Annotated in this window: 22 protein-coding genes; 18 read left to right on the top strand and 4 right to left on the bottom strand. The window is 46.2% G+C overall.

From position 1 onward, the window contains the following. Nucleotides 1-24: 24 nt before the first annotated feature. Both C943_RS16320 and C943_RS16315 read left to right on the top strand, forming a co-directional pair. A complete protein-coding gene (locus tag C943_RS16320; protein WP_169334632.1) occupies nucleotides 25-486 on the top strand; it encodes a peptidase associated/transthyretin-like domain-containing protein in 462 nt (153 codons plus the stop codon). 349 nt (nucleotides 487-835) lie between these two features. Next, nucleotides 836-2,017: an ATP-binding protein gene (locus C943_RS16315; RefSeq protein ID WP_008630013.1), complete on the top strand. Its 1,182-nt coding sequence runs from the start codon at nucleotides 836-838 to the stop codon at nucleotides 2,015-2,017. 390 nt (nucleotides 2,018-2,407) lie between these two features. Here the strand turns inward: C943_RS16315 and rluF are convergent, their stop codons facing one another. Beyond that, entirely contained in the window at nucleotides 2,408-3,133 is a 726-nt protein-coding gene (gene rluF, locus C943_RS16310; protein ID WP_008630012.1) for a 23S rRNA pseudouridine(2604) synthase RluF, read from the bottom strand. 266 nt (nucleotides 3,134-3,399) lie between these two features. Beyond that, a complete protein-coding gene (gene xerD / locus C943_RS16305) occupies nucleotides 3,400-4,302 on the bottom strand; it encodes a site-specific tyrosine recombinase XerD (RefSeq protein ID WP_008630010.1) in 903 nt (300 codons plus the stop codon). A gap of 97 nt (nucleotides 4,303-4,399) precedes the next feature. Here xerD and aroQ point away from each other — a divergent pair, with 97 nt between their 5' ends. The 11 genes from aroQ (at nucleotide 4,400) to C943_RS16250 (ending at nucleotide 17,360) form a co-directional block, all read left to right on the top strand. Then, nucleotides 4,400-4,816: a type II 3-dehydroquinate dehydratase gene (gene aroQ / locus C943_RS16300; protein WP_008630008.1), complete on the top strand. Its 417-nt coding sequence runs from the start codon at nucleotides 4,400-4,402 to the stop codon at nucleotides 4,814-4,816. A 4-nt stretch (nucleotides 4,817-4,820) separates the two neighbouring features. Then, on the top strand, nucleotides 4,821-5,876 hold the full coding sequence (locus C943_RS16295) for an aminotransferase class V-fold PLP-dependent enzyme (protein WP_008630006.1): 1,056 nt from the start codon (nucleotides 4,821-4,823) through the stop codon (nucleotides 5,874-5,876). Between the two features lie 2 nt (nucleotides 5,877-5,878). Further along, entirely contained in the window at nucleotides 5,879-6,463 is a 585-nt protein-coding gene (locus tag C943_RS16290; RefSeq protein WP_008630004.1) for a MarC family protein, read from the top strand. Nucleotides 6,464-6,586: 123 nt separating this feature from the next. Further along, entirely contained in the window at nucleotides 6,587-7,051 is a 465-nt protein-coding gene (rnhA, locus tag C943_RS16285; RefSeq protein ID WP_008630003.1) for a ribonuclease HI, read from the top strand. 9 nt (nucleotides 7,052-7,060) lie between these two features. After that, entirely contained in the window at nucleotides 7,061-7,771 is a 711-nt protein-coding gene (locus C943_RS16280) for a tRNA1(Val) (adenine(37)-N6)-methyltransferase (RefSeq protein WP_008630002.1), read from the top strand. Between the two features lie 86 nt (nucleotides 7,772-7,857). Then, the gene (locus C943_RS16275; protein WP_008630001.1) at nucleotides 7,858-9,333 is read left to right on the top strand and encodes an IPT/TIG domain-containing protein; all 1,476 of its coding nucleotides are present in this window, start codon (nucleotides 7,858-7,860) and stop codon (nucleotides 9,331-9,333) included. A gap of 9 nt (nucleotides 9,334-9,342) precedes the next feature. Continuing rightward, nucleotides 9,343-11,742 (top strand): TonB-dependent receptor, encoded by a 2,400-nt coding sequence (locus tag C943_RS16270; RefSeq protein WP_008630000.1) that lies wholly within the window; start codon nucleotides 9,343-9,345, stop codon nucleotides 11,740-11,742. 7 nt (nucleotides 11,743-11,749) lie between these two features. Then, on the top strand, nucleotides 11,750-12,817 hold the full coding sequence (locus C943_RS16265; protein WP_008629999.1) for a DUF4249 domain-containing protein: 1,068 nt from the start codon (nucleotides 11,750-11,752) through the stop codon (nucleotides 12,815-12,817). A 333-nt stretch (nucleotides 12,818-13,150) separates the two neighbouring features. Next, complete coding sequence (locus C943_RS16260) at nucleotides 13,151-14,515, top strand: M16 family metallopeptidase (RefSeq protein WP_008629997.1); 1,365 nt, start codon at nucleotides 13,151-13,153, stop codon at nucleotides 14,513-14,515. A 44-nt stretch (nucleotides 14,516-14,559) separates the two neighbouring features. Next, nucleotides 14,560-16,605, top strand: a complete 2,046-nt coding sequence (locus C943_RS16255) for a M16 family metallopeptidase (protein ID WP_040481078.1) — start codon at nucleotides 14,560-14,562, stop codon at nucleotides 16,603-16,605. 23 nt (nucleotides 16,606-16,628) lie between these two features. After that, nucleotides 16,629-17,360 carry a peptidase, M16 family protein gene (locus tag C943_RS16250; RefSeq protein WP_081610499.1) on the top strand — a complete coding sequence of 244 codons (732 nt, stop codon included), beginning with the start codon at nucleotides 16,629-16,631 and terminating at the stop codon, nucleotides 17,358-17,360. 148 nt (nucleotides 17,361-17,508) lie between these two features. Here the strand turns inward: C943_RS16250 and C943_RS16245 are convergent, their stop codons facing one another. Both C943_RS16245 and C943_RS16240 read right to left on the bottom strand, forming a co-directional pair. Then, nucleotides 17,509-17,952 carry a DoxX family protein gene (locus tag C943_RS16245; RefSeq protein WP_008629990.1) on the bottom strand — a complete coding sequence of 148 codons (444 nt, stop codon included), beginning with the start codon at nucleotides 17,950-17,952 and terminating at the stop codon, nucleotides 17,509-17,511. Nucleotides 17,953-18,023: 71 nt separating this feature from the next. Further along, nucleotides 18,024-19,691, bottom strand: coding sequence for a M61 family metallopeptidase (locus C943_RS16240; protein ID WP_008629986.1), 1,668 nt, complete (start codon nucleotides 19,689-19,691; stop codon nucleotides 18,024-18,026). A gap of 134 nt (nucleotides 19,692-19,825) precedes the next feature. On the opposite strand from C943_RS16240, the gene rpmH reads away from it, so the two are divergent. Genes rpmH through C943_RS16215 form a run of 5 tightly spaced genes read left to right on the top strand, consistent with a single transcriptional unit; the run spans nucleotide 19,826 to nucleotide 23,280 of the window. Further along, nucleotides 19,826-19,984, top strand: a complete 159-nt coding sequence (gene rpmH / locus C943_RS21790) for a 50S ribosomal protein L34 (RefSeq protein ID WP_008629984.1) — start codon at nucleotides 19,826-19,828, stop codon at nucleotides 19,982-19,984. Nucleotides 19,985-20,026: 42 nt separating this feature from the next. Continuing rightward, nucleotides 20,027-20,398 carry a ribonuclease P protein component gene (rnpA, locus tag C943_RS16230; RefSeq protein ID WP_008629982.1) on the top strand — a complete coding sequence of 124 codons (372 nt, stop codon included), beginning with the start codon at nucleotides 20,027-20,029 and terminating at the stop codon, nucleotides 20,396-20,398. Nucleotides 20,399-20,405: 7 nt separating this feature from the next. Then, complete coding sequence (locus C943_RS16225; protein WP_051069627.1) at nucleotides 20,406-22,073, top strand: S41 family peptidase; 1,668 nt, start codon at nucleotides 20,406-20,408, stop codon at nucleotides 22,071-22,073. A 5-nt stretch (nucleotides 22,074-22,078) separates the two neighbouring features. Further along, entirely contained in the window at nucleotides 22,079-22,777 is a 699-nt protein-coding gene (gene tsaB / locus C943_RS16220; RefSeq protein ID WP_040481075.1) for a tRNA (adenosine(37)-N6)-threonylcarbamoyltransferase complex dimerization subunit type 1 TsaB, read from the top strand. Beyond that, a complete protein-coding gene (locus C943_RS16215) occupies nucleotides 22,774-23,280 on the top strand; it encodes a DUF2480 family protein (protein WP_040481073.1) in 507 nt (168 codons plus the stop codon). Before tsaB ends, C943_RS16215 begins: the two co-directional genes overlap by 4 nt. The last annotated feature ends 224 nt before the right edge of the window (nucleotides 23,281-23,504 follow it).

Raw genomic sequence — 23,504 nt, 5'->3', positions numbered from 1 at the left:
GACCGTAAAAACACTGAAACCGGCATGAAAAAATTATCCATCACTTTTTTCGTTTTTATCGTTTCGGCATCCTTTGTTTATGCTCAAACTCGGACGTTAAAGGGACGTGTAATTTCAGATCAAGTTGAAACGATGTCTTTCGTATCCATTTTAATTGATGACACAGTTAAAGTTGGAAAAACAGATTTGGATGGGTTTTTCCAAATAAACGTTCCAGATTCCGTGAAGGAACTAAAGTTTGTCTATGTTGGTCTAGATCCGACACCTATAGTGTTGTTTGATAATTGCGTTGACATAGAGGTCGTTATGATGCTAACAGGTACCTTTGATTTTATGTCGCTCAAGAAGGCTGATAAACTCCGTATGAAAAGATTCAGGGATCTTCCTGAAATACATAGGGAAGCATTTTTAAAAGGCATATTTAAAACCGAAGAGGCCTGTTACACACAAGTGTTTGTGCCCTTTTTTGAGAGGAGGGAAAAATAGCATCTGAATAGCTTTCCCAACTGCCTCGCTTAGGCAGGCAGGTATTCAGGACTAAAGGGTTTGAGTGAAGTGGATTATTGGTAGTTTTGGTTGGTTTCCACTTGAAAATTGAGTTTGATAATAGGGCGTAGTTTCGTCCGCGAGGAATATCTGTATCCAACAAGCCACCGCCGAAGTTATATACTACATCTAGGAGGAAAATCACGAAAGATGATCCTCCCTTTTTGATTTAAGTCCCGTGGTGTACATCATGTGTATTTGCCGCTGACTGGTTTTTGAAAAAACTATTTATCGGTAATGCTTTTTGTAAAAACTATTTCATATTTTTGCTTTTTGTAAAAACTACTTTATGGAGCGTCTGATAGAGAAATCTGAACGAAAGGCCAACCTCAATCGGAATTTGAAACGGCGGTACCTGTATGAGCAGATCGGCTGGGACCAAAGGCTGATTATGGTGCTTGGCTACCGGGGTACCGGGAAGACGACGCTGCTTTTGCAGTACCTTTCCTCTATCCAAAGGCAGGGAATTTACCTAAGCCTCGATGATTTTTTCTTTGAAACCAACCGCCTCGTGCCGACTGTCGATACCCTCTATGGCATGGGGTACCGTGTTTTTCTACTGGATGAGGTACACCGGTATGCCTGGTGGTCAAAGGATATCAAACAACTGCATGATGACTTTCCGGATATCCAAGTCGTCGCGACCGGTTCTTCGATTCTGGACATTTCCAAGGGCAGTGCGGACCTGTCCCGGCGCGCATCGGTGTATCACCTGGAGGGATTGTCTTTTAGGGAATATCTGAATTTCAATAAAGGCCTCAACTTGACAAAGCTGGGTTTGCAGGAAATACTGAGCAACCACCATGTACTTGGCCCCCAACTATTGGATACTTTTGATTTTCACGCCGATTTTCAGGATTATCTGAGGTACGGTTATTTCCCGTTTTTCCTAGAATCGGGAAACTCTTACCAGCAACAGCTACAGGAAACCATTCAATTGGTCATCGATACCGATATTGCTCCTTTTGAAGAACTCCAACATGCCACCACTCGGACGATGAAAAAACTACTTTTTGTGCTGAGCGAGTCTGTGCCTTTCACGCCCAATATCAACAAACTTGCAGAAAAACTGGAAACGCAGCGAAACACGATACTCCGGCTGCTGGATATTTTGGGTCAGGCCAGAATTCTGCAGCTTTTGAAGACTTCGACAAAGGGAATAAGTTACCTGCAGAAACCGGAGAAAATCTACCTTCATAATCCAAATTTCATTTACCTCTTTTCACCCAATATGGCCAATATCGGTAATGTGCGTGAGACTTTCTTTTTCAACCAAGTAGGCGCAGTCCATTCGGTAACTGCTCCGAAGTTTGGGGACTTTATAGTGGATGATGCATATCTTTTTGAAGTGGGAGGCGCTTCCAAGACGGGAGATCAGATTCGGGGAATTCCCAATGCCTACCTGGCACTGGATGTCGAAGGCGGAGGTAACAACCGCATACCGTTGTGGTTGTTTGGGATGCTGTATTAGGGACACGGTATAATCGGGAGACACAGCGATCTGAAAAGATGAAATCAGGTTACCAAGTCGACATGGGTACGGATTTTTTCGTGTCTTTGTGGCAAAAATCCCGCTGTAGTCAGTCTGTTTTTTGGCTAAAGCCCCAAAGGAATCCTCGGGATTTTTTTTCCTCCAGCTAAAGCAGGAAGGAGGCAATTCCCAGCCAAAGCAGGAAACAATAAATGGGTTTCTTGGCTTGATTGGGGATAAATTGGAACGGCGCTTTAGCCCGTTCCTAAGAGATGGAGATAGTCGGTTCCGGCTATAGCCAAATAGCGTAAAATCGAATCAACACCTGTTACAAAAGCCCAAACCTCTGGATGGCGAGTCTTCTCAAAAAAAAATGCCTGGGGCTTAACATCAATCATGCGTCTTCGAGGAATCGGAAACCATGAGGTTGATTTGTTTCATTTCGTTTGGTGAAAGGTCCCTCCATTTGCCGATGGGAATATCCAGGCGGATATTCATGATGCGGATGCGCTGCAGCTTCACGACTTCATAGCCGAGGTATTCGCACATACGGCGGATTTGTCGGTTGAGTCCTTGGGTCAGGATGATGTTGAATACCTTGGGGCCGAGCTGTTTGACTTGGCATTTGTTGGTCATGGTCCCGAGTATGGGAATGCCGTTGGACATTCGTTCGATAAACTCCCCGTTGATGGGCCTGTTGACCGTAACCACATACTCCTTTTCGTGGTTGTTTTTTGCGCGCAGGATTTTGTTGACGATGTCCCCGTCGCTGGTCAGGAAAATCAATCCTTGGCTGTCTTTGTCGAGTCGGCCGATGGGAAAAATCCGCTTGGGGTGCTTGATATAGTCGATGATGTTGTTGCGTTCGGACTTGACATCCGTGGTACAGACGATGCCGACGGGTTTGTTGAAGGCGATATAAACGTGCTGCTCGGTTGGCTTGGAAATCAATCTGCCGTTGACGCGGACTTCGTCGCCCGGATGGATTTTGGTGCCCATTTCGGGTACCTTGCCGTTGATGGTCACGCGGCCTTCCTCGATGAGTTGGTCGGCAGCCCTTCTGGAACAAAAGCCGACTTCACTCAGGTATTTATTGATTCTTGTTCCCTCGGACATGGGGTGGGATTGATTTTTTGACCAAAGCGGGTGGAAGCGATCGGAAGTAACCGTGAAGCATTGATCGGGTTCCCTTTTTCAAAAGTAGGAAAAATTGATTTTCACCCTAAGAGAAAGTAGCATATAACATTTGGTTTTAAAAAAAACGCAAACGCTCTTTCCTCAATTATCGGAAGATTTCCCTCGGCGATCACACAAAGAAACCCCCTGTTACTGCCAACTGATCAAGCTTCTACCAACTGAACTCTGCCACTGCATCCAAAAACCTACTTCCTGGGATGGAACTCGTTCAGCACTTGCCTCAGGTAATCCCTATCGAGATGGGTGTAGATCTCGGTGGTGGTGATGCTTTCGTGTCCCAGCATTTCCTGGACGGCACGCAGGTCGGCACCACCTTCGATAAGGTGGGTGGCAAAACTGTGCCGGAAGGTGTGCGGGCTGACGTTTTTCTTGAGCCCGATACTCTCAACCTGTTTTTTGATGATGAGAAATACCATCACGCGGCTGAGTTTTTTGCCCCTTTTGTTGAGAAAGACAAACTGTTCGTGGCCTTTGGCAGGCTGGACATGGACGCGGACGTCCTCGATGTAGATGCGGAGGTACTTCAGGGCATCCCGGCCGATGGGGACGAGGCGCTCCTTGTTCCCCTTGCCGATAACCCGCAAAAAGCCGATGTCGGCGAAGATTTGGCCGGTCTTGAGGTCCGTGAGTTCCGATACCCGGAGCCCCGAACTGTAGAGGATTTCGAGCATGGCGCGGTTGCGGTGGCCCTCGGGGCTGCCGAGGGGGATGCTTTCGAGGATATCGTTGATTTCGTGGTAGCTGAGGGTATCAGGGAGTTTGCGGCCGAGTTTGGGCGCTTCGAGGAGTTGGGCGGGGTCTTCGCGGATTTTGTCCTCGTACATAAGAAACCTGTAAAAAGCCTTGATGCCCGACACGATGCGGGCTTGGGTGTATTCCGAAATCTCCAATTCGGCGAGGCTATTGACGAAATAGCGAAGGTGTTCGAGTTTCGCAGTCGTAGGATGCACATCGGGGAAACTCGACTCCATGTAGCGGCTGAGCTTCTCGATGTCCTGGGTATAGGCCAGGATGGAATTTTCGCTGAGCGATCTTTCCAATTTGAGGTGGTGCTGGAATTGCTTCAGGAGTGAAGTCCATTGGGACATGTTGGCGCTGGTTTTGGAATTTAAATCTAAGGTCGGGAAAGTAGAAAAAGAAATCCTTCCTTAACTTTGGCGACCGTAACCACTCCCAACCATTACCTTGAAAATCATCATCATCAACGGTCCCAACCTCAACCTGCTGGGCAAGCGCGAGCCCGAAATCTACGGCAGCAGGTCCTTTGAGGACTATTTTGCCGAGCTGCGGGCGATGTTTCCGCAGGTCGACCTGCACTATTTCCAAAGCAATGTCGAAGGCGAAATCATCAACAAGCTCCATGAAGTGGGGTTTTCGTATGATGCGATTTTGCTGAATGCGGGCGGCTATACCCATACTTCGGTGGCAATTTCGGACGCGATCGCAGGCATCAAGACGCCTGTATTGGAGGTCCACATTTCCAATATTTACAAGCGGGAAGAGTTTCGCCACAAAAGCATCATCACCAAAGAATGCGTGGGGATGATTTCGGGCTTGGGCCTTCGAGGTTATGAATTAGGAATCCGCTATTTTATCCCATAATTACATGTTGACTTTTGCACCTGGACCTTCCAAGGTCTATGACAGCCTGCCCCGCTACATGCAGGAGGCCTACGAGAAAGGTATTTTGAGCGCCAACCACCGCTCATCCGTTTTCATGAATCTGTATCAGGAGACCCAGACCCTGATGCGGGAGAAGCTGCATATGCCGGCCGATTACAAGCTGCTTTTCACTTCTTCTGCCACGGAAAATTGGGAAATCATCAGCCAATCCATCGTGCAGTCGGCAGGATACCATATTTTCTCGGGATCTTTTGGGAAAAAATGGTACGAGTACGCCAAGTACATCGAGCCGAAAACCTTTGCGCACAAGCTGGATGCCGACCAAACGGTTGACGTGGCGAATTTGCATATCGGCGAGGAGTTTGACTTGATCGCGATAACGCAAAATGAAACTTCCAATGCCACCCAAGTGCGGATGGAGACCATTGCGGCGATTGCCAACAAGTATCCCGAAAAGATGATTGCGGTGGATACCACGTCTTCCATGGCGGGGATTGAGTTGGACTTTGGCTTGGCGGACATTTGGTATGCTTCGGTGCAGAAGTGCTTTGGCTTGCCGGCAGGCCTGGGTATTTTGATCATTTCCCCAAAAGCCGTACAAAAAGCCGCGGACAAGGGGGAGAAGGGCCGTTACAACAGCCTGAATTTTATGCTGGAAAATGCCGCGACTTATCAGACGCATTACACGCCCAATGTTTTTGGGATTTACCTTTTGTACCGGGTGCTGCAGGATATGCCCGAGATCCAGCATATTGATCAAAAGACCAAAGCTCGGATGCGGAAATTGGAAGATACAATTGCCAATACCGCCAGCATGCGAATGCTGATCCAAAATCCCGAGGCCCGCAGCAGCACTGTCATGGCGGTCAGTGGCAAGGAGGAATTTATTGCCCAGGTAAAGAAAGAAGCGGAGAATGCCGGCATGCAGCTCGGAGGCGGCTATGGTCCATTGAAGCCGACCAGTTTCCGCATTGCCAACTTCCCCGCTATCACCGATGCGGAGTTTGACAAATTGATTGCCTTTCTGAAGAAATACTGAGCATGCTGAGCCTGAAGGAGATATTTTCCGTGACCTTGATCCTGTTTTCGGTGATCGATATCTTGGGTTCCATTCCCATCATCATCAATCTCCGCAAAAAGGTCGGCCATATCCAATCCGGAAAGGCAACCATTGCCGCGGGTCTGCTGATGATCCTTTTCCTTTTCTTGGGTCAATCCATTCTCAAGCTGTTCGGGATTGGGGTGGATGACTTTGCGATTGCTGGAGCCTTGATCATTTTTGCCTTGGGGGCAGAGATGATTTTGGGAATCGAGCTGTTCAAGCCGGACCCGGAGGCGAGTACGACGAGCGCGAGTATTGTGCCGATTGCATTTCCGCTGATCGCAGGTGCGGGGACTTTGACGACGATTTTGACGCTTAAGTCAGAATACTCCCAAGCCAATATCGCCATAGGGATTGTGATCAATTTGGCTGTTGTATATGCCGTTTTGAAAAGTACCAACTGGCTGGAACAGAAGCTTGGAAAAACCGGCTTGGATGTGTTGCGGCGGATTTTCGGCATCATCCTGCTATCCATTGCGATCAAGATTTTCAAGAGCGCGATGTTTTCGGGGGAGATGATTTAGGGTTGTCGACTTCTCGGATGACCGATGAGGTTTACATCAAAAATCGAAACCCTCATTAGGCCCCTATTTCTTGGTACTTTGTTCTTCGTACTTCGTACATAAATCCATACTCCAAACCTACCCATGATCACCATCTACACCGACGGCGCATCCAAAGGCAATCCTGGACCGGGAGGCTATGGGGTCGTGATGATCTACAAGCAGCACCGGAAGGAGCTTTCGGAAGGCTTTCGCTTGACCACCAACAACCGTATGGAGCTGCTTGCCGTGATCCGCGGATTGGAGGCGCTGAAGGTCAGGGATATTCCGGTGACTATTTTTTCCGACAGCAAGTATGTCGTGGATGCGGTAGAAAAGGGTTGGATATGGAGCTGGCAGAAAAAGGGCTTTCAGGGAAAGAAAAACCCTGACCTTTGGAAGCACTACATCACGCTGCATGTGCGGTTTAAGCCGAAGTTTATTTGGGTCAAAGGGCATGCGGGACATCCAGAGAATGAGCGCTGCGACCAACTCGCCGTGGAGGCCGCAAGTCAGGCCAATCTTCCCCCTGACGAAGGCTACGAGAAGGAAGATTCTTCTCTCTTTTGATAAACTCAAATGTCCAAGCCTTTCCGATTCAAAAAATTCCAAATCCATCACGACCGATGTGCGATGAAAGTCGGCACGGATGGGGTGCTGTTAGGGGCTGTGGCGGGCACGGGATCCCCTAACCGGATTTTGGATATCGGCACGGGTACTGGCTTGGTTGCCTTGATGCTTGCCCAGCGATTTCCCACCGCGAGGATCGAGGCGGTAGAGATCGATGAGTCTGCCTTTTTGCAGGCAAAGGAAAATGTGGAGGGAAGTCCATGGGGTGAACGGGTACACATTTGGCACAGCCCTTTCCAAGATTTTGCAAAAGCATGGGAGAAAACCTTTGACCTGATAGTCAGTAATCCGCCTTATTTTCCGAATCACCTACTTTCCATCGATCAAAAGCGTAATCTGGCTTTGCATCAAAAGAGCTTGGATTTTGATGCTTTGGCAGAAGGAGTTTCAAAGCTTCTGGAAAAAGCAGGTGTTTTTTGGGTGATTCTTCCGCCCCGACAAATGGAATCCTTGGAAAGCGAGTTGCAAAAAAGGGGGCTTTCCCCATTTTTTTTGTTGGAAATTTGTGATCGACCCCAAAAAAAGATCCACCGTTCGATTCAGGGTTTTTCTTTTTTGGATCGGGGCTTTGAAAGCAGGATCATTTCAATCAAGGACACTGAGGGGATTTATTCCAAAGAATATTCTGATTTGTTGTGTGATTTCCTCATCATATTTTAGTTTATACTCCTCGTTCGGCCCTGAATTTTGATTTTTTTTAAATAATTATTCCTTTATTTTTGGCGGCTGCGTATGCCATTTAGTAAATGAATAAATTCAGGTTTACTCCCGTCATCTTCCTATTTGTCCTTTTGGGATTGTTTAGTGCCTGTCAAGAGGAGGTCGATTTTGAGCCTTCCTTGCTTACGGAGGAGGTTTTGTACCTAAGTGGGGAAAGGGTCAGGCTATTGGGGAGGGTGATCACCAACCAAAATATCGAGGCTTCCGACCACGGTTTCCAAGTTTCAGAATCGGAGCAGTTTTCCCAACCGATTGTAATCTCTTTAGGCGAAAGAACCGGTCCCGGCAGGTTTATCGGAGAAACCGGGGGGCTCAAGGCAGGGACCAGGTACTATGCCAGAACTTATCTGAAGACTGGTTCAGGGGAGTTATTTGGAAATGCGATCACATTGGAAAGCCTGGTTCCTGCTGCTTTGGACATGGCTCCCAACAATGGTAAATCTGGAATTGAAGTTTCCATTTCGGGAAGGAATTTCACTTCCGACACGGAAGTTTTCTTCGGGCCCAATAGGGCGCAGGTGTTAGGAATCGACTTTGAATCAAATATTCGGGTAATCGTCCCGGCGCCCACGGTGAGTCCGGTCGTGCAGGTGCGTGTTGTCAGTCAGGGCAGGGAAATGGTGCTTCCCCAGCCTTTTGAATACACCACGGGTAAGTTTTCGACAATTGGTCTATTCCCGGATGGCTTGCGTTTGTTTGAGAACGTCGCACTTCAGGAAGGCCGTGATTTTTATGTGGGTTTGGGTAACCTGACCCAAGGTTTGGCCCAAAACCTCAACAACCGGTTTTGGAAATATGATTTCGGTTCCAGTACTTGGAATGAAGTGTCTTTTCCTGGGGGGAATCATTTTAGGGCATTTTCCACTGGGAAATATTTTGGAGGCGGTTTGTTGAGTTTTTCTCTCAACCCCTCCAGCGCTACTTTGGATTTCTGGAAACTCGAAAATGGTGCATTTGTGAAATTGCGCGATCTTCCTCGGCCCGCTTATTTGGCTGCGGCATTTGAGACTGCCGACGCCGTGTTTGTTTTGGGTGGAGGTTTTGACGCAGAGAAGGAAGTTCTGAAATACTCCAAACCGACGGATACTTGGACGAGGATAAATGACGCCCCCATTTCAATCAATCTCAACGTGATGAACTTCCATTATCAAGGGAAGCAGTATTTCATTGACCCAGCCAGTAAAGGGCTTTACGAATTTAATCCTTCCAATGAGTCCTGGGATGTGGTGAGTGTGTATCCAGGAGTGCTCACGAATCTCAGGGGATTTGGCTTGACAATTGGGGACTTTGCCTATGTAGGTCTGGAAAATCGCTCCGAAAAGATTTGGGAACTTGACCTGCGCACGATGAACTGGGTGGCCAAGAATGATTTTCCTGGACTTTCCCAAGGGCAAAACGTGGGCGCATTCCAGGATTCCGGGAGCATTTATATCCTTAGAAATGGGGAGATACAGGTGTCTGGGCCCATGCAATTCTGGGTTTTTGATCCGAAGGGCTTTTAACGATACGATATGAGAAAATATTTACTCCTTCTGGTGCTTTTCTCGGTTTGCCATTTGACTGCGTACAGTCAACAGAAAACCGTCATTGGTCGCGATATTGGCCAGCTGAAGGATATAAAGATCGGTGGCCGTCTGACTGACCAAATCACCGGAGAGGCGTTGGTAGGCGCTACCGTCACGGTCAGAGAACTTAACAAAACCGAGGTGACGAACACAAACGGGAGCTTCAACCTTGTCTTGGATCGTGCTGAGTATGTCCTTGAAATCAGGTATGTGGGCTACGAAACAATCATTTACCCTTTTGTGGCCGTTGGAGATGGTCGGATTACCCTGACGATGATCCAAGAGGATTTTGATTTGGATGATGTGGTGGTTTTCGGTTCGGATCCAGAGAAGAACATCCGGAGTACGGAAATGGGAGCCGTCAGTATCAATATGAATACTCTGAAGGAACTGCCTCCTTTTTTGGGTGAAGTGGATATCATCCGTTCAATTGCGACCTTGCCTGGTGTTAGCCAGGCGGGCGAAGCTTCTTCGGGGCTCAATGTCCGTGGAGGCGGCGCCGATCAAAACCTGATACTTTTCGCGGGGGCGCCTGTGTACAACCCATCCCACTTGTTTGGCTTGTTTACGGCTTTTAATCCGGATATGGTCAATGAATTCACACTTTACAAGGCGATCATCCCAACCAAATTTGGTGGGCGTGGTTCCTCGATCCTCGATATCACGCCGAGGTCAGGCAGCCTGGATCGCTGGGGAGGAGACTTCATGGTCGGGACAGTTTCCGGCAAAGCCTCGTTGAACGGCCCGATTATCAAAAACCATCTTTCCGCCAAGGTGGGCTTTAGAGGTTCATATATCAATTGGTTGCTAAACTCACTCAACAATCCCGATTTGCGCTCCTCCAATGCCAACTTCAACGACATGAATGGAATCCTTTACGGGGAAATCAATGAAAACCACAACGTCACGTACAGTTTTTACAGAAGTTACGATGATTTCGCATTGGCTTCGGACACCACCATTTCATGGACAAACATGAGCCATACTTTGCGGTATCAGGGCAAGTTTGGTGAGCGGACGAACGTGGATGTTATCGGCTTTTACACTGAATACGATTTTTCTATTTTCAACAAATCCGGTATCAACAACTTCGACCTGCAGTCCGGTATCCAAGATTTGGGATTGAGGTTGAATTTTACCTACAATTTGGGAGAGCGGAACAAGATTTCATTTGGTGCTGATTCGAAAAAAATCACGATCAGGCCAGGAGATTTGATTCCGCTGCCGAGTGATGGCGAATCGAGTGTACTGCCCCAAAGTGTCCAAAATGAGTTTGGCCGGGAATCAGGAGTGTATGCACAGCACGAATTGGAGTTTGGTGAAAAATTTGGGATATCCTACGGATTGCGGTATGATTTTTACCAATACTTCGGCCCTCGAACGGTCCGGGAATACGCTCCAAACCTGCCAATTAGCAATGGGACGGTGATTGGGGAAAGAACCTACGGGGACGGGGAATTGATCCAATCATATGATGGCCTCGGTCCAAGGGCTTCATTCAGGTATTCCTTCGATTCCAAGACCTCCATCAAGGGTGGCTATAACAGGATGTACCAGTTTATCCACCTGATTTCCAATACCGCTACCATTGCGCCCACGGATGTTTGGAAGCTAAGTGACCAATTCTTCAAGCCACAGATTGTGGACCAGCTTTCGTTGGGTGTGTACAAGAATTTCAAAGGAAACATCTTTGAAACCTCCGTGGAAGTGTATTACAAGGACATCCAGAACGTGATTGATTACAAGGATGGCGCTAGACTGCTGCTACAAAACAACCTCGAAACGGAGATTATCCCGGGACAGGGAAAAGCCTATGGCGCGGAGTTTTATGTAAAGAAAAACCTGGGCAGGACGACAGGTTGGGCGAGTTACACATATTCCAGGACCTTTCGACGTGTGATCACCCCCTTTGAGGAGGAAATCGTCAACGACGGCGAATGGTATCCAGCAAATTTCGACAAACCCCATGACCTGACTCTGATCGGAAATTACAAGCTGGCAACCAACGCTTCTTTTTCGGCCACATTCTCCTACAGCACAGGTCGCCCTGTTTCGTTCCCGGAAGCCAAGTTCGACTTTGCAGGCAACTCACTTGCCTATTTCCCAAATAGAAACTTGCAGCGCTTGCCGGATTTTCACCGTCTGGATATTTCCTTCAATTTCAAACTGAAGGGCAAAGGCCTTTTCTATCAAGGTGATTGGACCTTTGCGATCATGAACGTGTATGGAAGAAAGAACCCATATTCGATCTTCTTTGCAGACCAGCCGGGTTCACCGCCACAGCCATACCGATTGGCGATATTGGGCGTCCCGCTTCCAACTTTAAGTTATTCGGTAAAATTCTGATACGACGATGTTGAAGAGATCACTTTACATATTGCTTTTGTTTACGCTTTCCTGTATCGACCCCTACAAGGTAGAGATTCCCGAAGGCGAACAACTCTTGACGGTCGAGGGCTTTATTACCAATGAACCCGGGCCACATTTGATTCGCTTGACAAGGTCCGATACTTATGGAAGTGTATTTGAGGGCTTGATTAGGCCAGTCACCGAAGCAAAAGTCGCTTTGAGGGACAGTGAAGGAAACGTTACGTTCCTTTCAGAGGAAGTGGAAAGAGGTTCTTATTTTACACCTGCGGGATTTCAGGTACAGGTAGGGAGAAGTTACATCCTCCAAATAGAGCTTCAGAATGGGAAGACCTATTCCTCGTTGCCGGAGATCGCCAATAGTGTTCCCCAGATTGATTCGCTCTCCTATGAATCTGTTCGAACGTTTACCAGCGATCGGCTGAACGACAAAGTAGGCACCCAGATTTATGCGTATTTCAAGGATCCGAGCGATCAGACCAATTTTTACTATTGGAGATCCGGTCCAGGCGATTATGTGTTGGTTGCCAATCCGGAACTTTATACACTTCCTCCGACCCATCCCACCAATCCAAGAGGTCCAGCGCCGAAGGATTGCTGCGACATATGCTTCGCTAAAGAAAATTCCAGGATACAGAGTTTTGCGATAGCAGCCGATGAGAGTTTCAATGGTTTGTCCCAAAAGATTCCTGTTGCCTACATACAGGATGATGGATTGAGATTCAAGCGTACCTATAGGACTGAGATTCTCCAGATGGCCGTATCCCGCGAGGCCTATCGGTTTTTGCGCTTAGTGCAGCAGCAAATCAATATTACTGGAAGCGTTTTTGACCAACCGCCTGCCAATATTCGCGGCAATATCATTGGACTGACTGATCCGGACGAGGTCGTCTTGGGCTATTTCATCGTGGCATCCGTGAGTCGTATGCCGCTTTATATCGAAAATTCAAGGCTTTCTGAATCCGTCACTCCGAGGATTATCCCGGATGACTGCCTCACGGTTCCCGGCACGACGCTCGACCCACCATCTTATTGGAATCCTCCAAGAGACTAGCAATGGATTCTGGTGGAATATTTCCTTAGTAAGAATCTCAGACAAAATCTTGAAAATACCGGTCGGGGATTTTCGGTGAAGGAGTCCATGGTTCAAAAGCTACCATGGTGTGACTTTCTCCGATCCTTGATTTGTAGCCTGTGGTCACAGAATGAATCAGGAGTGTTGGATAATTATCGGTTTCCAAAGCGGTTTCTCAACGTGAAACCAATTGCCTCTAGGAGGATTTGATACCTTTTATCCATAACCCGAAATCGGCATTTATCCGCAAATCGCGAAACAAACTCCAAAGAATGTAGTATTTATGTAACGGAAACAACCAAATAAACTATCATGAGAAAGTTTACCTTTTCAATCTTACTAGTGGCCGTGCTGTCCTTGCCTGCGCTGGCCCAGAACAAAATCGAGTTCAAGGAAATTACACTGGACAATGGCCTTCATGTGATCCTACACCAAGACAACACGACACCGATAGTGGCGGTGTCTGTGCTTTACCATGTGGGTTCAAAGAACGAGAATCCAAATAGGACCGGCTTCGCGCACTTCTTCGAACACTTGCTGTTTGAGGGGACAGAAAACATCGGTCGGGGCGAATATATGAATAAAATCCAGGCAATCGGTGGTACGCTGAATGCATTTACCTCCAACGACATTACCTATTACTACGAGATCGTTCCTTCCAACCAGTTGGAGACTGCATTGTATATGGAATCCGAGCGTATGCTGCATCCAAAAATCGATCAGATCGGTGTGGATACGCAGCGAGAGGTGATCAAGGAAGAAAAAAGGCAAAGCTATGATAACCGTCCCTATGGGACGATTTTGCCCGAAACCATGAAGAGGGCATACAACGTCCATCCATACAAATGGCCAGTAATCGGGTCCATGGAGCATTTGGATTCTGCGCGTTTGCAGGAATTCATGGATTTCCATAAGTCCTATTATGTGCCCAACAACGCTGTATTGACTGTTGCGGGAGACATAGATTATGCGCAGGCGGAAAAATGGGTAAGGGCTTATTTTGAGGAAATTCCATCCGGGCCAAAGGCATTCTTTAGGCCAAATGTCACAGAACCAAAGAAAACCGCGGAAGTACGTGACGTGATTTATGACAATATCCAGATCCCTGCAATCATCCAAGCCTACAATTTACCTCCGAAAAATCATCCGGATTCGTATGCTTTGTCCATGCTTTCTACATACCTCACGGGCGGCAACTCTTCGCTCATGACCAAGGAACTTGTTGACAAACAACAAAAAGCCTTGGCCGTAGCAGCTATCCCGCTTGACTTGGAGGATGGTGGGGTATTTATCATGTATGGCATCGCTAACATGGGAGTGGAACCCAAAGCCTTGGAAGGTGAGATCGATGCCTTGCTTAGAAAAGTGCAGCAGGAGGGTGTTTCTGACAAAGACTTCCAAAAACTCCAGAATATCATCGAAAATAACCTGGTGACCAAAAACAGTTCGATGGCAGGCATTGCCCAGAACTTGGCCCAGTCCCGCGTATTCTTCGGTGATGCCAACTACATCAATGAGGAGATGAAACATTATGGTAAAGTGACTGCTGAAGACCTGAAGCGTGTAGCGAACCAATACCTCAGCCTCGACGGTAGGGTGGTGTTATATTACATGCCAAAGTCCGCTCAAGCCCCTGAAACTCCAGCGGGTGCTGCGATCAAATCCAACTCCAATTGATTATCGAAGCTTGTCTGACATTGAATCAACTAATTCCAGAAATCATGAAAAAGCTAATCATATATCTTTTTGTTGTCCTATTGGTCCAGACATCTTGGGCACAAGTGGACAGATCAACTTATCCGCCAGCTGGTCCTGCCCGTGAGATCAAGCTCGGTGACGCGCATTCATTTACGCTTCCCAATGGGCTGAAAGTATTTGTTGTGGAAAACCGCAAATTGCCACGTGTTGCCTTTTCTCTGGTCCTCGACAGGGATCCAATCATGGAAGGCGACAAGGCGGGAATGTCGGGCATGGTCGGCGAAATGTTGACCGGCGGCACAAAAAACCGCTCCAAGGACCAATTGGATGAAGAAGTGGATTTTATCGGAGCCAGTCTTAGCGCCAGCTCTACATCAATATTTGGTTCTGCCTTGAAAAAACACCAGGAAAAGGTTTTGGAACTGATGACCGATGTCCTCTACAACCCGACTTTTCCACAAGAAGAATTGGATAAATTGAAAAAGCAGGCAATCTCCGGCTTGGCGGCAAGCAAGGATGACCCCAACGCGATTTCATCCCGGTTGGCATCCGCTCTCAATTTTGGCAGGAACCATCCTTATGGCGAGATCGAAACCGAAGCTACCATTGGAAACATCACCGTTGAGGATATTAAGGCTTACTACAATACTTATTTCAAGCCCAATATCGCCTATCTCGCTATCGTCGGTGACATCAATAGCCGCGAGGCAGAGGCTTTGGTGAAAAAGTATTTCAGTAAATGGGAAAAAGGAAATGTCCCTACCCATCAATATGCAATGCCAAAGCTTCCGGAAAAAAACATGGTCGCGTTGGTAGACAGATCCGCTTCCGTGCAATCTGTCGTGGAGGTGACCTATCCTATGGAAATGAGCCTAAGCCATCCTGATTATATCGCAACCCGCCTTCTCAACTACATCTTGGGTGGAGGTTCATCTTCCCGATTGTTTATGAATTTGAGGGAAAAAAGAGGGTTTACCTATGGCGCGTATTCTTCGATCGGTGCGGATAAACTGGTGGCAACTTTCTCCGCCGAAGCTTCTGTGAAGCAAGTGGCGACTGACTCAGCGATCAACGAGTTTATCTTTGAAATCCGCAACCTGAGGGATAAAGGTGTGGATGCCACCGAATTGGAAAACGCCAAAGCAACCCTCAGCGGTTCTTTTGGCCGGTCTCTCGAAAGCCCTTCCACCATTGCCAATTTTGCAATCAACACCGAGCGCTACAAGCTCCCAAAAGATTTCTACGCCACCTATTTGCAGCGTCTCAACGCACTGACAGTGGATGATATCAATGCCGCTGCAAAAAAATACCTGAAACCTGACAATATGTACATCACTGTTGTCGGCAACGGTGCGGTGATCGAAAAGAGCCTTGCGGCATTTGGTGAAGTTTCCAAATTCAACAACATGGGCAACCCAGAAGTACTGGTGGCCATGGACGCCAATGTCACTGTGGACCAGGTAATCGATTCCTATCTAAAAGCTATAGGTGGTGAGGCAAGTGCAAGGTCAATCAAGACATCCCGTATAGAATCTGTAGCTGAAATTCAGGGTACAAAACTGAATTTCGTCATGGCCTATGACGAATCCAATCAGGCGTATGCCAACAAAGTGATGGTCATGGGAAATGTCGCAATGAACACAGTGATCAAAAACGGAAAGGGCACAATGACTCAAATGGGCCAGCCTTCCAAGGACCTGAATGACCAGGAATTGGACGCAATGAAGATGTCTATGTTCATCATTCCAGAGTTGCACTATGAAGATATGGGCTACACGCTCGAACTCGACGGGATCAAAGATGTGGAAGGCGATCAAGCCTACAAGGTGATCGTTAAAAACCCGACTGGAAATTCACAGGTTAACTATTACAGCGTATCCACGGGGTTGAAAGTGAAATCCGAAAATGGAGAAGCGGGTGAGACTTATCTTTCAGATTATCAAGAAGTGGAAGGGGTTAAGTTTCCCATGACGATGACAATCAAATCCCCCATGCTGCCTGTTCCGATGGCTGCAAAGGTGGAGAAACTCGAATTGAACAAGCCCATTTCAGAAGAAGAATTCAAATAAAAACCAAAAACCATCCGTATCGCATGAAAAAATCCCCATCGCTTTTTCTAGCTCTTGCTTTGCTTGTAGTTAGTCCCGTTTCTAATGCAGCGACCAAAACTGCCTCATTTGAAACCGTCATTGTACACAATTTGAACGATCCTGAGCAGATTATTGCAAAGTATATCGAAGCGGTTGGAGGTAAGTCAAAAACTGACAAAATCAAGAACTCCACGATGGTTATGGAAGCGGAGTTCCAAGGGATGTCCATTGTCATCAAGGCGATAGCGGATTCCGAAAATAGTCGCATGGTGCAAGAGACCACCGTAGCGGGTAATTTGGCGTCAAAGACAATCTACAAAGACGGTAAGGGAATCGTCCTTGCGGGAGGCCAGCAACAAGAGCTTCCTTCCGAAATGGCAGAGGCCTTGAAAGCACAGACTTACGCATTTCCGGAATCGAGATACAAAGAGTTTGGATACACACTCGCTTTGGATGGCACAGAGACTATCCAAGGAGAGGAAGCCCACAAGCTTTCTATCACAACTTCTGCAGGTAATGTGACGACTGAGTATTACTCCGTTGCCACTGGGCTGAAATTGATGACGAAATCAGATGCGGCGGGCGAGATCAGATATTCTGAATATAAAGATTATGATGGAATGAAATTCCCAAGTCTGATCACCATCAAGAGTCCGATGCTTCCCGTGGAGTTACAGACGAAGTTGGTATCATTAACATTCAATCAACAACTCTCCGAAGCTGATTTCGATTGAAAAAGATTAGGAACTTTAGCTCAGGTTTTACGATTGGGGTCTGAATTGACGCCGTTTTCAAATATATTCCAAACCAAAAAGCCTCCCCTCATCGGGAGGCTTTTTGGTTTTTGGCAAATGATGTTTTTTTTTGTGAGTATTCGGACTTTTATTCATTTGGATGCTGTTTCATCCACCGATCCACAGAAAATTTTCCTGATCCATAAAACAGAATCACGCACAATAAGACAAGTACGACTAGTGAAAATGCAAATTCCATGTTGTTGATCGTAGAAAGAAATCCTTCTTTGATATTCACGAAAAATACTGCGCCTATCAAGATTGGGATCTGAACAATAACAGCAATTCGCGTTAGCAGTCCAATGGCAATCAATAGTCCACCTACCAAATGTGCAAAGGCCACATAATGTGCCAAGGCCATATTGAAGAATGCGATATCTGCATTTTGGGTCATCTGCATCAAGACGTCAACGTTGGAGACAAATAAGATACCCTTGTAAAGGATAAATAAACCTAAAGCCACACGGATGAAATCAATCCATTTTGGATGATGGGAATCCGCCCAAGTTTCGATTTTGGATACGGTGTTCATTTTTTCGTCTGGTTTGATTGAAGGAAAAAGTTACGAAAAAATGATTCAAAAAATTGAAAATCAGGATATTATTAATTTATCCAACGCTTTTGCTTGTCAGGATTTGAGAATTTTTTAAGCTTGAAAACAGGAAAGAATCCAACGTTTTCAGCATGTAATTTTACGCTTAATTTTCTTCCCCCACGTATGAGATTGATCGTAATTTCAGATTTGGTGTTTCCTTGCAATCTGGACTCTTCCAATCCCCCTATAGATTCAACAAGGTCCCTAATCATGACCAATTGATATGCTTGGCTCTCGGGATGCACATCGAAGACTTCCTTGGATTCGCTTATCCTGATTCCAAACTCTGCAGTCAAGAGATTTGGATTGGGTTCCTTTTGAAGTGAAATGCCGACGGTAGAAAGCTGTTGTTCCAAATAGGGAAGTAGATCTTCCCTACCTCGGACGATTTTTTCCAAGAAACAATACAACTCTTTTTCGCTATCTGTGCCTTCCAACAAAAACTGTTCAAAATCTGCAAGGGAATATCCAATCCTATTTTTCCCAAATTTTTCCCACATCTGCCGCATCACAATCGCCAAACTGCTCCCCTGTTCCAAGAGCATCAAGTCCAAACAAAGTGAAATTAGTGCCCCTCTGTTGTAGATACTAACTTTTTTGTTTGGAATGCCGGATTTATAGCCATCCAGCCAAAGGTCTAGGCTGGATTCGGTGATCGATTGGCTCTTCCATCCAAAGCTGTCGAATTCTTTTTGGATTTGGGTTTTCAGATTTTCTAGGTATTCATCCAGCGTAAAATATCCGGATCGCAAAAGATAGATGTCCCCAAAATAGGTCGTCACCCCTTCCATCACTAGCCCGGAGTCCAAATAGATTTCTTTGGATAAGTCGTATGGAAGAAGTTCTTTTGGACGAATGCGGCAAACATTCCAAAAGTGGTAGAGCTCATGAGAACTCACTCCAATCAATTCATCGATTTGGCTTTTTTCAACCAAACTGCCAGCGGGTCCAAATGTGATGACCGTAGAATATGCATGCTCCACACCGTGATAATGCTTGTATGGGAGCAACTGAAAAATGAAATGGTAGTTACTTGCCGGAAAAGATCCAAAATCATCGATTTGCTTTTTGGTAAATTTCCTGAAAATATCGACTAGATAATTCGTGTCGAACGCGACTTTGCCATGAAACCACAGATGAAACTCAGTTTCATAAACCCGGTAGGAGCGATGTGTCAAGGATACTGCAGCCAAAAATGGGCTATCCATCAGATGGTCGAAACTCTCCGCTGACCAGCTTTGACTTTCCCGATGTGGAAGCGCCGTCGCGACGACATAATCCTGAGGAAGATCGATGTGGACCATTATCCCCTCATCTTCCCTGCCCTTCACTTCGAAACAAAAGTTGCTGAAATTCAGGTAGAGCTGCTCATCGTCAGACCAGCAACCCCCCGCGTCCATTTGGTTGCAATAATATTCATAGCTTATTGAATACAATCCTGATTCAATTGACCGGAATTCCCAAAGATCCTTGCTGGTTTTTTTCCATTCAACGCTTTTTTCGCCAATCCTGACAGAGAAGTTTCGAACCTTTTGTGCGTAGTTTGCCAACTCGTAGCGCCCAGGACGCCATGCTGGAATCTGCAGGCAAATGCATTCATTTCTTTCGCAGTGAATGCTCAGCGTGATTTCTATGTATTGGGATGGGATTGAACTACGTGTGATGAAGTACTCCATGAGCCTTTATATTCCAAACAAAAGTAAGACCACCGTTTGTAAATAAAAAAATGGGTTCTATCTTTGCGTTCCTTTTGGTGGGGCATCCTCCGAAATGAATCAAAAGATACGGAAATCAATAAAAGCATACAGTCATGAAAAGAACATTCCAGCCTTCTCGTAGAAAAAGAAGAAACAAGCACGGTTTCAGGGAAAGAATGTCCACAGCCAACGGCAGAAGAGTGTTGAGGGCAAGAAGGGCAAAGGGTAGACATAAACTCTCAGTTTCTTCCGAGAAAACGCTGAAAAAGTAATCTGGCCTTGATTTTCGTATATCATACGTCAATTCATATGCCATGACTTACGGGTTTTCCAAAGGCGAACGTTTGCATTCCCAAAAATTGATCAAGGAACTTTTTGACAAAGGTTCCTCTTTTTTTTTATTCCCCTTCAAGGTGTTGGTTTTGAATGTCCCCTCTGAAATAATTGGAACCAACCAGGCTCTATTTTCCGTTTCGAAGAAGAAATTCAAAAAGGCCGTGGACAGGAACTTGGTAAAGCGGAGGATGCGTGAGGCGTATCGCCTTCACAAGCACCTCATACCAGCAACCGAGCCCGACAAAAAATTAATCGCCTTTATTTACGTTTCCTCAGATATACTTACCTTTCAAACCATTGAAGCAAAAATGCTGAAGGTACTTACCAGCCTTTCCCCAAAAAGTAATTGATTTTCGCATGAAACGATTTATGACTAGAAAAAACATCTCCATTGTACTGGTAATTCTGACCCTTGGCCTCCTTTTTTCGTTTGCGGCAAAAAATGACAAGCTTTTTAAGATCGCTAAAAACCTGGACATTTTTGCTTCGCTTGTGAGAGAGTTGGATTCCTATTATGTCGATGAAATTGACGCGGATGAGTTGGTCCCCGTCGGGATCAACGCGATGTTGAATGAACTGGACCCGTACACCGAATTTATTCCCGAGGAAAATTCCGATGACTTTCGCCTTTTGACCACGGGCGAATATGCAGGTATCGGAGCTTTGATTGGCAACAGGGTGGGATCGAATATGATTCTGATGCCTTACAAGGGCTTTCCTGCTCAAGTAGGCGGACTCAGGATCGGGGATAAGATATTGAAGGTGGATACAGTAATGGCAACCAACTTGCCTACCTCGGAAATTTCCAAATTGCTTAAAGGGCCTGCCAATACCTCGGTTTTCGTTCAGGTAAAACGGGGAGATGATACAATTTCAGTGGATCTAATGAGGAAAAAGATCGTCATTTCCAATGTCCCGTACTATGGCAAATTGGACGAAAATACAGGTTATATCAAGCTTTCCGATTTTACTACCAATGCCGGTTCGGATGTGCGAAAGGCATTGGTCGATCTTAAGTCCCAAGGGATCACAAGGCTCGTTCTTGACGTACGTGACAATCCAGGAGGAATACTCAACGAGGCTGTTGATATCGTCAATCTCTTCATTCCAAAAGGAAAAGAAGTGGTGAGGACCATTGGCAAGCTTCAAAGCGCCAATGTCACCTACAAAACCACTAAAGCGCCACTGGATAAGGATATTCCCTTGGTAGTGCTGATCAACGAACGAAGTGCTTCTGCAGCCGAGATTGTGGCCGGCGCACTTCAAGATTATGATAGAGCGGTTTTGGTTGGCAGGAAAACGTTTGGAAAAGGTCTCGTACAGACAACGGTACCGCTTTCGTACAATGCGCAGGTGAAGGTTACGACCGCGAAGTATTATATCCCGAGTGGGCGCTGTATCCAGGCGATTGATTACAGCCGAGAGAAAAGAGATGAAAACGGGAATTCCAATTCTATCCCAGATTCTCTGCGGAGAGAATTCAAGACCAAAAATGGCCGTATCGTATTGGATGGTGCTGGGATTGAACCGGACGAAGCGGTCGGATCAAAATCCTATGCGCCGATTACCTATAGCCTGGTGGGTCGGGATCTCATTTTTGAATACGGGAACAAGTTTTTCCTCGAAAATAAGGAAATTGGCAATCCACGGAGTTTTGTGGTAAGTGATGTAGTTTACAATGATTTCGTCAAATGGTTGGAAGGAAAAGAATACGATTACACGACTTATGTGGAAAAGTCTTTGGATGACCTTGAAAAGTATGCGAAGCGGGAGAAATATTTCGACGAAATCAAAGGCACGATCGAGGACCTGCGCAAGAAAGTCAGCCATAATAAAGAGCAGGATTTGATAACATTCCAAGGTGAAATTCGGGAAGCATTGAGAGAGGAGTTGGTTTCTAGATACTACTTCCAGGAAGGCGTGATCGAAGCTTCGCTCGTAGATGATAGCGAAATTAAGGCAGCTATGGGCATATTGTCTAACCCGGCCAAGATGTCTGGAATCCTTACTGCATCAGCCAAGTAGGCGAAATGCATCAAGCCGTTACCATATTGTCCATTGAGACAGCCTCTCAGATCTGCTCGGTAGCGTTACACAGAGATGGCGTTCTTTTGGGGCATTCTGAGTTAAACATCGAGAATGCCCACGGTGCAAAACTACTGCGTTTGATCGAAGGACTTTTTTCGGAATTGTCAATGAATATTGCCCAAATACAGGCTGTGGCTGTGTCTGCGGGACCAGGTTCTTACACCGGGCTAAGAATTGGTGTTTCCACGGCAAAAGGAATATGTTTTGCGCAGGATATACCATTGATTGGCGTTGATACCTTAGAGGCTATGGCTTGCCAGGTAACTAATTCTGTCGATCCGGTGTCTTACATAATCCCGATGCTGGATGCGAGGCGTAAGGAAGTCTACACGGCGGTGTTTGGTTCGGATGGGGGTGTACTGAAGCCTTCCCATGCCCTTATTGTGGACACCAACCCATTTTTGGATTTGTTGGAAAGTGGCAAGGTATACTTTGTCGGTGATGGTGTGGAAAAACTTAAAACGGTTTTGGGCCATGCCAATTCAGTTTTTATGGAAGGGCGGAATTCCGCGATTGGTGTTGGGGTTTTGGCCTACAAGAAATATTTGGACGGAAAATTTGAAGACCTGGCATACTTCGAGCCGAACTACTTGAAGGAGTTCAGAGTTATCGCTTCGAAGAAAAATCCTTTGGAAATATGAATGAAATAGTCAATCGTGTGGCAAATAGTCCGATCGTTACCATTGATTTGGAGGAGTTTTATAGCCCACTTAGTAGGTATCAGTTTGACATCAAGGATTATCTTTATCATGGGCTTATTCTCAGGGAAGCTGAATTTAGGGCCGCCTTGAGGGAATTCGAATGGAGTAAATTCGAAAATGGATGTGTGGCCGTATTTTGCAGTGTAGATGCAATTGTGCCCAATTGGGCCTTTATGTTGGTCGGAACTTACCTTGGTAAATTGGGGATTGAATATGTAGTTGGGGATATGAATGCGTTGGAGCAGTATTTGTTTGAAAAGGCGTTTACAAAGATTGATATTGAAATCTATCGGAATAGACCAGTTGTTGTGAAGGGGTGTAGCAAGGTTGCTGTCCCTCTATATGCATATGGCAGGATATTATCATTATTGCAGCCTGTTGCCAGATCTATCATGTATGGAGAGCCTTGCAGCACCGTGCCGCTTTACAAAGTTGGGAAATAGGTTTTTTTGGATTTCAATTTCATTTTCTGGCGTTTTCATTTGCTTATCTTGCTTTCGACTCTTACATTTGAAGCCCATTTGAGAAAATTTTTGCGTCATTTGCAGGATTTTCCCAAAGCGGTAAAGAGCATTTGATTTAATTGCAAAAAAATATTGGCCAGGCATTGTTGTTGAAGTAAATTCAATTACCTTTGCGGTCGCTTTCTGGGGGAGGAGTTTCCCGG

Origin of the sequence: Mariniradius saccharolyticus AK6 (genome assembly GCF_000330725.2) — a bacterium.
Taxonomy (GTDB): domain Bacteria; phylum Bacteroidota; class Bacteroidia; order Cytophagales; family Cyclobacteriaceae; genus Mariniradius; species Mariniradius saccharolyticus.
The sequence above is the reverse complement of the archived record's forward strand: the minus strand, read 5'-3'. Positions and strand labels throughout refer to the sequence as shown.